11 protein-coding genes are annotated in these 11,343 nt (G+C 55.9%); 2 read left to right on the plus strand and 9 right to left on the minus strand.

Going from position 1 to position 11,343, the window contains the following annotated elements; translation table 11 throughout:
• Positions 1-3 precede the first annotated feature (3 nt).
• A complete protein-coding gene (gene hslO, locus QGM61_RS00690; protein WP_281131512.1) occupies positions 4-882 on the minus strand; it encodes an Hsp33 family molecular chaperone HslO in 879 nt (292 codons plus the stop codon).
• A 160-nt stretch (positions 883-1,042) separates the two neighbouring features.
• Between hslO and QGM61_RS00695 the strand changes: the two genes are divergently transcribed.
• On the plus strand, positions 1,043-2,032 hold the full coding sequence (locus tag QGM61_RS00695; protein ID WP_237133305.1) for a HupE/UreJ family protein: 990 nt from the start codon (positions 1,043-1,045) through the stop codon (positions 2,030-2,032).
• Here QGM61_RS00695 and QGM61_RS00700 read toward each other — a convergent pair.
• On the minus strand, positions 2,004-4,268 hold the full coding sequence (locus tag QGM61_RS00700) for an anthranilate synthase component I (RefSeq protein ID WP_281131513.1): 2,265 nt from the start codon (positions 4,266-4,268) through the stop codon (positions 2,004-2,006). The two genes, QGM61_RS00695 and QGM61_RS00700, sit on opposite strands and share 29 nt — an antisense overlap.
• Positions 4,269-4,541: 273 nt before the next feature.
• Positions 4,542-5,234 (minus strand): SDR family oxidoreductase, encoded by a 693-nt coding sequence (locus tag QGM61_RS00705; protein WP_281131514.1) that lies wholly within the window; start codon positions 5,232-5,234, stop codon positions 4,542-4,544.
• Positions 5,235-5,491: 257 nt separating this feature from the next.
• Between QGM61_RS00705 and QGM61_RS00710 the strand changes: the two genes are divergently transcribed.
• Positions 5,492-6,781: a serine hydrolase domain-containing protein gene (locus tag QGM61_RS00710; protein WP_281131515.1), complete on the plus strand. Its 1,290-nt coding sequence runs from the start codon at positions 5,492-5,494 to the stop codon at positions 6,779-6,781.
• 11 nt (positions 6,782-6,792) lie between these two features.
• Here QGM61_RS00710 and QGM61_RS00715 read toward each other — a convergent pair whose 3' ends face one another.
• From QGM61_RS00715 to QGM61_RS00740, 6 genes are read right to left on the minus strand one after another with little or no spacing between them, the layout of a single operon-like run.
• The gene (locus tag QGM61_RS00715; RefSeq protein WP_317622111.1) at positions 6,793-7,956 is read right to left on the minus strand and encodes a cytochrome-c peroxidase; all 1,164 of its coding nucleotides are present in this window, start codon (positions 7,954-7,956) and stop codon (positions 6,793-6,795) included.
• Complete coding sequence (locus tag QGM61_RS00720) at positions 7,953-8,441, minus strand: cytochrome C (protein WP_281131516.1); 489 nt, start codon at positions 8,439-8,441, stop codon at positions 7,953-7,955. The genes QGM61_RS00715 and QGM61_RS00720 overlap by 4 nt, the downstream gene beginning before the upstream one ends.
• Positions 8,416-9,015 (minus strand): methylamine dehydrogenase light chain, encoded by a 600-nt coding sequence (locus tag QGM61_RS00725; RefSeq protein WP_237133299.1) that lies wholly within the window; start codon positions 9,013-9,015, stop codon positions 8,416-8,418. Before QGM61_RS00725 ends, QGM61_RS00720 begins: the two co-directional genes overlap by 26 nt.
• Positions 9,012-9,638, minus strand: a complete 627-nt coding sequence (gene mauD / locus QGM61_RS00730; RefSeq protein ID WP_281131517.1) for a methylamine dehydrogenase accessory protein MauD — start codon at positions 9,636-9,638, stop codon at positions 9,012-9,014. The genes QGM61_RS00725 and mauD overlap by 4 nt, the downstream gene beginning before the upstream one ends.
• Positions 9,639-9,672: 34 nt before the next feature.
• Entirely contained in the window at positions 9,673-10,191 is a 519-nt protein-coding gene (locus QGM61_RS00735) for a MauE/DoxX family redox-associated membrane protein (RefSeq protein ID WP_237133297.1), read from the minus strand.
• Positions 10,192-10,204: 13 nt separating this feature from the next.
• A complete protein-coding gene (locus tag QGM61_RS00740; protein WP_281131518.1) occupies positions 10,205-11,338 on the minus strand; it encodes an amine dehydrogenase large subunit in 1,134 nt (377 codons plus the stop codon).
• Positions 11,339-11,343 lie beyond the last annotated feature (5 nt).

Genomic DNA, 11,343 nt, shown 5'->3' on the forward strand with positions numbered 1-11,343 from the left:
CACTCAGTGCAGGACGTTACCACGCTCCTGCATTAGCATGGACACTTCTGCGGCATCGAACTGGTATTCGGTGCCGCAGAATTCGCAGGCGATATTGACGGCACCGTGTTCAGCAACAATGCTGTCCACTTCTTCTTTGCCAATGGAGATCAGTGCTCTGGCAGTACGCTCGCGCGAACAGCTGCACTGATAATGGAATGTGCGCGGCTCAAACAGTTCGACCTGCTCCTGATGATAAAGCCTGTGCAACAGGGCCTCATTGTCCAGCTGCAACAGCTCGCTGGTGGTCAGTGTCTGTGCCAGCATCACCAGGTGCTGCCAGGCATCATCGCGATCATCATCGTCTTGCTGCGAGGAACCCGGCAACTGCTGCAGCATGAAGCCGCAGGCCTGTTCCCCATCAACTGCAAAAATGAACCAGCTTGGCAGCTGCTCGGACTGATCAAAGTAGGTCTGCAGGGCGGCCGACAGGGATCCGCCTTCCAGTGACACAATACCCTGGTAGGGTTCGTGTTTGCGCGAGTCGACAGTAATGACCAGCACGCCGTCACCCGTCAGGGTCGTAAACTCGCTGCTCTTGGGCGGTGAGTCAAACCTGGCAATACCCCGAATAGCGCCTTCGCTGGTGCACTCGGACATGATCAGGCTCAGCTCACCATCGCCACGCACCTGCAGCACCAGCCGCCCCTCGTACTTGATGGCCGATCCCAGCAACACGCTGGCTGCCAGAAACTCACCCAGCAAATGGCGAACTCCTTCTGGATAGGCGTGGTTACTGACTGTATCCAGGTAACTCTTGTTCAACCGCACGATTTCGCCGCGCACATCCGACTGACTGAAAAGGAATCGCTGACAAGTGTCAATTTGGGCTGGTTTGGACATGGGGCTCCCCGTACATTGGCGTGATACTATTTTACGCGTCCTGCACCGTCTTTGCACAGACGTGAATTGATGCTAATTTAGGCGGATGTCCAGTAGTCGACCTCTCTGCCTTTTTATTGCATGCCTGTTGTTTCTGCCCAGCCTGGCGCTTGGGCACGACATGACCGACATCGCCCGCGAACGGATGGCCTCCGGTGGCTATCTTGAGGTCATGTGGACTGGCGCCGAGCATATGCTGAGTGGTTACGACCACCTTCTCTTCCTGCTTGGCGTCATGTTCTTTCTGACGCGCTTCGTCGACATTCTTAAATTTGTTACGGCTTTCACCATCGGCCATACCATCACGCTGATTTTCGCTACCTATGCCGGCATCACCGCCAACCACTATCTGATTGATGCCGTGATCGCCCTGACGGTGGCCTACAAGGGTTTTGAGAACATCAACGGTTTCCAGCGCTGGCTGGGCACCAGAGCTCCCAGTCTGCTGCTGATGGTTTTCATCTTCGGCCTGATTCATGGTTTTGGTCTGTCCGCGCGACTCCAGGCTGTAACACTGGCCGAGGACCCGGCACTGCTGAGTAAAATCCTGCTGTTTAACGTTGGCGTCGAATTTGGTCAGATCATTGCGCTGGTGATCATGGCGGTGGCCATCAGAGCCTGGCAACAGGTCAGCGCATGGCCGAAAATCAGTTATGTCGCCAACATCAGCCTGATTCTGGCCGGCGCCGTGCTGCTGGTGGTGCAACTGACCGGTTACGCTCGCGAGCAGGCCGAAATCAACGCTCCGGTGCGTTTCACGGTGTTCACTGACCAGGACCAGATGATGGGCCAGGTCACTGACGGCAGTGGGCAGGGCCTTGGCAATGCAAGCGTGCAGATCACCGACGTCGCCTCGGGGACCAGCAATGAAGTGAGCACCGATGCTGATGGCTGGTTCTCGTTCGCTGGCACAATTGACAACAGCTATCAACTCCAGGCGAGCACTGCCCAGGGGGATAGCGGAAGCACCAGTGTGGCGCTGGGGGATCCGGCCCCTGCCCATGAGCATGAGGCCTTCCACATACCTTTCTATTTCATCATCGCCGCCCTGCTGCTGCTTTCGGCGCTGCTTGTACGGCGTTTCAACCCACCGCACAAGCCTGCGGTTTGAGCCTTCCCTCGCAGCGGGCGCTGACAGCTCTGACCACATTTCGCACCAGTGCATCGCCAGCCGTAAGACTCGACCCGTCAGCGACTCCCGTCTGCTGTGTCAGGATCGATTCGGGATGGAACTGCACCGCCATCCACGGCAACGTGCGATGCATGACCGCCATGGTGTGACAACTCTCGTCATCTGTGATCGCAACCGGCGCAAGCGCCTCTGGCAATCGGCTTGCCACCAGGGAATGATAGCGACCGGCCATGAACCGGGGCGGCAGCCCGCTGAACATCAGACAGCCATCGTGTTTCACCATTGATGCCTTGCCGTGTCTGGGTGTGGGCATGACACCCAGCTCACCGCCACAGTATTCAACCATCGCCTGCAGGCCCAGACACACTCCAAATACTTGAAGCCCCTGCTGCTCGCAGAGACTGAGCGTTGTCTGACAGTCAAAGTCGGCTGGCCGACCAGGGCCTGGTGAAAGGATCACCAGGTCGAAAGCCTGCCCAGACAAGGCACGACGGGCAGCCTCAGGTCGCAGCGTGATCACATCCACCCCCTGCATGCGGAAACAGGCGGCAAGTGTCTGTACAAATGAATCCTGGTGATCAACCATCAGTGCACGTAAATTCGGCGTTTTGATCGCTGCCTGCGATTGAGGGGCTGCACCGACTGTATTCTCTTTCTTTGCGGGCTGCAGCGCTGCCAGCAAAGCGGATGCTTTCAGGCGGGTTTCCGCTTCTTCCGCATGCGGGTCGGAATCATGCAATAAGGTTGCACCGGCACGGACGTGTGCAATGCCCCGCTGCAGATGGATGGTCCGCAGTGTGAGCCCGGTGTCCATGCTGCCGTCAAAACCCAGCCGCCCGAAGGCGCCACCATACCATTGCCTAGGTGACTTCTCGTGCTGCTCTATGAATGCCATCGCAGCACGCTTGGGAGCACCTGTCACAGTTACCGCCCAGGTATGCGCAAGAAAGGCATCCAGAGCGTCAAATTGCGGCAGCAGCCGCCCCTCAACATGATCAACGGTATGTATCAAACGTGAATAGAGTTCCGGTTGTCGCCTGCCGATAACACGCACAGATCCGGGCTCACAGATCCGGCTTTTGTCATTGCGGTCGACATCCGTACACATCGACAGCTCTGCCTCATCCTTGGCTGAATTCAGCAGCTCGCGAATCAGTTCGGCATCCTCCAGTGCATTTCTGCCTCTGGCGATTGTCCCCGAGATGGGACAGCTTTCGACCCGCCTGCCAGCGACCCGAACGTACATTTCAGGTGAGGCGGAAATCAGAAACTCGTCTTGGCCCAGATTCATCAGTGCCAGATAAGGTGCCTGATTTGCCTTTTGCAGACGCCGGAAAATTGCACTGGGCAACTCGGCTGTGGCCTGGCTGAACATTTGTCCTGGAACCACTTCAAACAGGTCACCGCGACTGAAGCAGGCTTTCGCCTTCTCCACCAGCGCCGCATACTCACCAGGGGCATGATCGCAACGCTGACCAATTTTGGCGCTGACTTTTGCAGCAGCGTTTTCGGTGACGGTCTGCGGCGCCAGGCGTTTAAGTCCGCCAGTGGTCTGCGTTTCGCCATGCGAGTCGCGACAGAAGAATTCGTAGCGAAGCAGGTCCCCCGCGCCTGTTGCCGGATCGACCACAATAAGTTCATCCGGCAGGTACAACACCAGGTCTCGTTGCTTCTTCGCTCTGGGGTGTTGCAGCTCAACAGGTTCAAATTGAAAAGCAAGGTCGTAACCGAAAGGTCCATAAAGCCCCAGAAAACTGTCCTCATCACTGGCGAAGTGCGCCAGTATGTGACGAATAACCGACATGACACTCGGCCGCCGCGTTCGCATCTCTTCGGTTTCATCTGCGGCCGCCTCTGCCGCAGGCAACACCTCCACACGCAACTCACGCGATTCCATGATGTCGCAGCAGCTTATTGATGCCTGAGCAGCAAGTGAGCGATGAATTTCTGGCAGCAGGACAGTGCCGCGTGAATTCAGTGCCTCGACACGCACGCAGTAATCACGAGAGGTAATCCGCAAGGGCGGGTTGATGAAGGCCAGTGACTTGCGCCGGTATCGGCCCGGATAATCTACTTCGCAGCTGAAAACAGCCCCCGGACGAGTGTCCAGCGCCTGCACGATCCGCGTCAGCTCAGCGCTGCCATCACACTGGCTTTGCTGTCGGTTGACGACAACACCACCGTCGGTGGTATATCGGGTCTGTTGTATGTGCACGATCATTCTCCTCTTAAGTTTCAAGAGGCTGCCACCCTGGGAGAGCTGGCTTGATCGTTACTTTGTGAAGAGTTGATCCGGGATTTCAGATCGGTTCTTGCAGGTATGACTCAGGCCGCCTTCCTGTCGGGGGCAGCCTGAAAACAATGCCTATCTGAAGGCGTTTATGCTGTTTTCCTGGCGGCCCTTGTTGCTAAACCACCAGAAATATACGGTCTGAATGTTCATAGGTCGCAATGATGCGCCCGATCCGCGCCCTGTGTCAAGCCAGCATTACCATGGAATACGCTGCCCGTCATAGGCAATGAATGCGCCGCTATCAACCGGGCCGGCCTGCTGAATTACCGACAGCAGACCATTAGCGCTGGTCTCTGTGTCGATAAGACCGTTCGGCCCTCCCATGTCGGTCCGCACCCAGCCCGGATGCAGGCTCAGTACAATAAACTGCTCTGGCTGCAGATCAATTGAGAGTGACTTGACGGCCTGATTCAGGGCGGATTTGGCAGTCCGATAGATGTAGGACCCGCCACTGCCATTGTCGGCCACCGACCCCATTTTTGAACTCATGAATGCAATGCGTCGCTCATTGCCCTGCCGGAGATTGGGCATCAGTTTCTGAGTGAGAAGCAGTGGCGCGATGGTATCGACGTGAAAGACCTGCAGCCAGTCATCAGCCTGCAACTTGCCGAACACAGCGTCGCGCGGCCCGTAAATCCCGGCATTGTTGATCAGCACGTCAATCGGCCGGTCACCCAGACGTCCAAGCAGCGCGTCATAACTGTCTGCATCAGCCAGGTCCAGCGGCGCCAGTGTCAAAGCAGGGTTTATGGCTGCCAGCTCTTTTAGCGCGGGCACCGCCTCCGGATCTCTGGCGGTGGCTATCACATGATGCCCCTGCGCCAGCGTCTGTTTTACCAGCTCCAGTCCGATACCCCTGTTTGTGCCAGTGATCAAATAATCAGCCATGATAGAACTCCCAATAAAGAGCCAGAGGACAGGCCCTGCAACAATTGTCCAACAATGAATTTGGTGTGCGGCACCAAAGCTGGGGCCGCCGCAAATACTGGAGAACTGTTTTAACACGGGCGGCATGCTGCTGTCAGGTTGTCGCATCAAGACGTATGTCCGTCCCGGCGCGCCGGTGGCCACTGTGCCAGTGTCAAAAAGTTTGATATAAGGGATAGAACGACTGATCGATTTCTGTCCGACTCCCGAGGATCACCATGAAAACAAGACATTACCCGAGTTACCTCAAGCAACTGACGCTGGCGATGGCCATAGCCACGAGTTTTTCCACTCCCACGTTCGCGCAGGACCTCGAACATGCGTCGCCAGAAAGTGCTGGCCTGAGTGAGCAGGGCATCGAGGATCTGGCAGCCGGAATGCGCAAGGCTGTAGATGAGGGCAACCTGGCAGGCATCGTGAGCACTTTGATTCGTGATGGCAAGATTGTGCATCTGGACGCCTATGGATATCAGGACATTCAGGATCAGGTGCCAATGACAGAAGAGACCATCTTCCGCATCTTCTCAATGACCAAACCCGTCACTGGTGTGGCCTTGATGATGCTGCACGAAGAAGGCAAATTCTCTCTCGAAGACCCGGTCTCGCAGTACATTCCGGAACTGGCGGGCCTGCGCGTCGCCGCAGCTGACGGCCCTGATGGCGTTCCCGAAACAGAACCTGCCGACCATGAAATGACCATTCGTGAGCTAATGTCTCACACCGGCGGCCTGACCTACGGGCTTTTCTCTCGCTCGCAGGTCGATTCTATGTATCAGGCTGCCAATATCCTGGATGCCAACGGGACTCTCAAGGAAATGATCGACAAGCTGGCAGAAATCCCGCTACGTCAACAACCCGGTTCGCTATGGCACTACAGTGTCTCGGTCGATGTGCAGGGCTACCTGGTCGAGGTGCTGTCCGGCCAGACCTTTGCGGAATTCCTGCAGCAACGTCTGTTTGATCCGCTTAACATGGACGACACCGGCTTTGCCGTACCGGACAGTGACCGCGAGCGCTTTGCCACTATGTACCAGTCTGGCCAGGGTGGCCTGGCACAACCCCAGGACGCGCTTGGTGGCGACTACCGGGAGCCAGTTACATTTTACGGCGGCGGTGGCGGGCTGGTCTCAACGATTGGCGACTATATGAAGTTCACCCAGATGCTGGCCAATGGTGGTGAATTGGATGGCGTACGCGTTCTGTCGCCCGAATCTGTAGAGCTGATGCGCAGCAATCAACTGCCAGAAGGCATGGAAGAGATTCCGGGTTATCCCGGTAACCAGTTCGGACTGGATTTTGCTGTCGTGGTTGACCCTTCCCGCAATAATGGCATGAGCGAGGGCAGTTACTGGTGGTGGGGCATCGGCGGCACCTGGTTCTGGATAGACCCGGTCGAGAACCTGACCTTCATCGGCATGATTCAAAACCGCAACCTGATGTATGCCCGCCAGCTGCAGGCGATCAGCAAGGAACTTGTTTACAGCGCCATCACGGAATCAAACCGCTGACAAACGATTGATCAATCCTCCAGCAGATGCTGATAGCGCTTGTCTGTCAGCATCCGCAGGAAGGCCTCCAGCGCATCCAGGTGACGCGGCTCCAGAGGCATGGTCCCTGTCAGTTTATCCAGAGCAATTGTCTCGGGCACTTCGGCATTACCCCAGGGCTCGCCAGTCTCCGGGTTGATCTGGCTGTCACCGCCACTGCGATTGTACTTGTTGTAAAACTCCAGAACCGTGCGTAGTTCGCTGAACACACCGTTGTGCATATAAGGCCCCGTTACTGCGACGTTGCGCAGGCTCGGAACCTTGAATCGACCATCCGTATCGCCCTGTGGTGTCTCAGGCCGGAACGCCAGCCCTTTGTCCACATAGGGTTTTCCCTCCACATCGAACTGACGGCCGTTGGCAGCCCGCAAGCGTTGATTCACTGGCACACCGATATTTTCAAACGCGTAGTTGCTGAAGGTTTCCAGCCTGCGTCCAGGCACGTCCTGAAGCTGATGACACTGATTGCAATTTGTGAATCCCTCTGTGAAGAACAGAGCCATGCCAAGCGACTCCTGCAGCGTGGGCTGATAGTTTCCCTGGAGATATTCATCGTATTTCGAATCAAAAGGCTGAAACTGTTCGCCTTGCTGAAAGGCCGCCAGTGCCTGGCCGACAGCTTCGCTAAGGAGTTGCGTATCGGCCACAACCTGCTCACCGAACAGTGATACTAGACGTCGCTGATACTCCGGGTTCTCCAAAACGCGATCCGCCAGTTGTTCCGGACCGGACAACTGCATCTCAGTGGGATCAAAAATCGGTATCAGTGCCTGTTCAGCAAGATCAGCAGCCCGGCCGTCCCAGAACAGTCCGCCGTGATAAAGGCCCTCTTCATCCTGCGAGAACGAAGGTGTCAGCGAAACGTAGCCGAGTGACGGGGCCTGACGATCCCCCAGGGAAATGCCATCGCTACCTAGCGACGCTGCTGAAAATACGCCGTTGTCACGGGCATCAGTGAACGCGCGATTGGGATCGTGGCATGTGGCACATGCCAAAGTGCGCTCTCTTGATAAATTGGTGTCAAAAAAAAAGGCCTGTCCTAGCCAGGCCAAAGAGGTGGAATCATCGTTTGCGATTGCGACCGAACTGAAGTTCGCCAACAGAAGACCCAACATCACTTGACGCCTGAAGATCATGGCGCCTCCAGATTCTCCGCAATCAATTGTCTGCGCAATGCCAGGATATCCAGCACTTTATTGGCGCGATGCTGGGTGACTTCAGTCTCTGTGTAGGGCCTGAATGTCCCTTCGGCAAATGTCCTCAACATCCAGTTCATAATTTCGGTAAGCTGGGCATCTGTGACTGGTGCCTGTGAAGCACCCGGCACCTGAACCATATAGGCACGACCCTCGTCATGACTGGCCAGCTTTGGCATGGTTATCCGCAGATCCGGAATGGCTGGCGGCATGCCCGAGCCATTTTCAATATGACATCCACCACAATGCAGCAGATACATATATTGCGGGCCCTGCCCATGCTGCGCCAAAGCCTTACCCATTGGCAACAGGCTTAGCAAAAGGGTGACGGCTGCCGCCCGAATCCTGCTTTTGTGGCTGAACCGCAGCCTGGACTGATAGCCAGGCTGCGGCGAACGATCAAGGCAGTGAATTCGCATCAGCATGACCGATGACCAGCGCGAGTGTGCAGTGATAGGCATGGCTCGTAGAACCAAAGCACCACAACACATTATTGGACTTCGATGGGAAGTAAACCGGACGGTCGCCTTCCGAGCGTGAACAGCCACAGCCGCTACCACAACTACCCTTGCCGCAGCAGTCGTTGTAGGAAATCAGGTAGTCGCGACCATCGGTCGGGTTATGGCAGGAGCCAACCCAGGCGATTGTTGCGGTCTGTGACCCTGGAGGACATTGTGTCAGTGAACCACCACAGCAGCTACACAGCGAACCACTGAACGCGCAGTAGCGCCAGTACTCACACTCTTGTGGATCACCCATCTCTTCAATGTCTGCAACGCCATTCACCGGGCCGGAATTACCGGCTGGTGGGAACTGTGTCTGTGCCGAAGCACGGGCCACCGGCAACACCGGCAAGGCACCCATACCTGCCATGAACACCCCAATGCGACCCAGGAAGGAACGTCGCGAGGTTCTACCGGCCAGGAAACGGATAGCCCCTGTAGTTTTTGCATCCAGATCTTTGTACAACTGTGCGATCAGCGCCTGTCTATCACTCATGATGCCTGCTCCTGCAGACTGCCTGATTTGACCAGGTAGTCCTGTATTGATTCATATCCACTCTGCATTGATGTCACCAGGGACTCCAGATGCTCCCGACTGTTGACCAGACCTTTCGAACGCAGCACGCCGTGCTGATCGATGAGGACTGCGTACGGCAATTTGCCGACTTCAAACTTCATGCCCAACTCGAGTGAGACAACATAGGGATAGTCTTCCAGCCCCATCTTTGCTACATAGTTCTGATGCTTGTTCAGTTGACCGCCATCGCTACCAAAAACCAGCGACAGCTTTTCAGCACGTGCCATACTTTTAGCTACTGGCACCAGGTCCTTACAGATTGGACAGCTTGGCGAGACAAACAGAATCAGCTGCGGCTTTTTCACCATGCCCGCTTCTGATGGACCTGCACCAATGGCGACCGGCTTGCCATTAATATCCGGGATTGACAAAGCAGGTGCCTTGTCTCCCACCTTAGGGCCGGCTGTTGTCATCAACGCACCGGCAGGTGCCAAACGTGTATGCAGAATGCCGATCTGCCTGGCCAGCGCAATGACCGCCAGTATCAGCACCAGTACAACAAAACAAAGTACGCTTAACACCACCATAGAAGCACTACCCATTACATGACTCCTCGTGCAGGCCAGAACCTGCCAATTATGACTTACTCAATCCGGAAAAATTTCGTGTCAGCTGTTCGCACATGACATAGGCCAACGATAAGGTCGCCGTCAGTATCACCATGAACAGTATGTCAGCGACGCCCAGCGCCCGCTCTGCCACAGGCGCAATCAGCGCAGCAGTGGCGACAGCCAGTACCGCATTACGCAGCAACAGCCAGCGGGACAGACTCTGCGGCTGATCGCCACATCCACAGTCGATTTCGCTGCGGCCACGCTTGATATTGACAGCCATGGCTGTGGCATACATCACCAGCAGTGCGATCGCTACCAGCGCAGCAGGTATGCGGGTGACCGGAACCAGGAGTGCGACCGCCACTGTCAGCTCGAGCCAGGGCAATGCTTTGGCAACCGGTCGCAGCATGGACTCCGGCAAAAGGCGATAAGCTGCCAGTTGCGCTTCGAAGCGACGACCACTGTTCATTTTGTGTCGAGCAGCAGTGAAGAACAGCAAACCTATCGATGTCGCAACAACCAGTGTCAGCAAAGGATCCATTTCGTGAACCTCCTCAGAACAGGTTGAAGATTGAGCCGCTGACACTGCTGACAGTGCGCAGATGACGACCCGTTACCGGATCATGCACACGCAAGCCTTCATTGGTCTGGATCAGCATAAGTGGCTCGGCGTCAGGGGTAAACATGACGGCACTGGCAGTCTCACCTTCATCCAGTTTAAGTCGATAGCCGCGATTTCCGGTCTTCATGTTAAAAGCCCAGATTTCGGTACCGGCCTTCTCAAACGTCTCCTGGCCACCACCCTGATGCATGACGGTCGCCAGCAGGGCAGCTTCATCGTGATAGGCAAAAGGTTGACGTCCACCAATGCGCCAGTTGTCGTCCGGCTCTCTGACTACACCGTTGATGTCGGCTTCACCGTCGTTTTCCGGATTGATGTTGAACGATTCAGTAACGACTACTTCGCCGCCATCCAGATACGCCTTGCGCAGGTAGCCATCAAACGACATGATCATCCAGCCGTCAGACGCCGGAGAGGCATAGTCGTAGACAGGGTCAACCGCCAGATCAAAAAATGGCTCGCTTCTTACCCGGGACACTTCCTGACCGGCATTGGAGACCTCAATATACTGAACCGTACCGTCGCCGCAGATAGACATGAACCCTGCTTCGATCGGATACATTGACGAGCAGCCAGCCAGCGAAATCTCGTTGGCGAACGCATTAGTGCGGATATCCACGAGACTGACCGATTGTGCCGGGGTCAGGTTAAACACGCCCACAAAAGAGTCGTTGATGATGCTGATCATGCCAGCATGGCCAATGCCAGCTGCGCGCGCGGGAATTTCCACCTCGCCAATCGGTGAAGCTGTTTCGATGTCGAATATCAACACGACATCGGTACGCTCGCCGTATGTATCACGGGTGTAAAAGCTGCCGTAGGAGTAGATTCGGCCCTCGCTGGCATGCGATACCAGCGTCGGTGAGAATCTTGATAACGGCAATGTACCTTTGACCACACCTTCATCGGTGTCAACCAGATAGGCTGAACTGCCTCCACGAACTGCGACCCAGCGTACATCGGGCTCCTCCACGGTTCGAACATCACCAACGATTGTGTCCCACTGTGCGTTTACAGCCCCGCAACTCAGCAAGAGCGCAAGGGACCAGAGTGTGCGTTGCAACATCTGAT

The sequence above is a fragment of the Pseudohongiella sp. SYSU M77423 genome (assembly GCF_029911965.1).
GTDB lineage: Bacteria > Pseudomonadota > Gammaproteobacteria > Pseudomonadales > Pseudohongiellaceae > Pseudohongiella.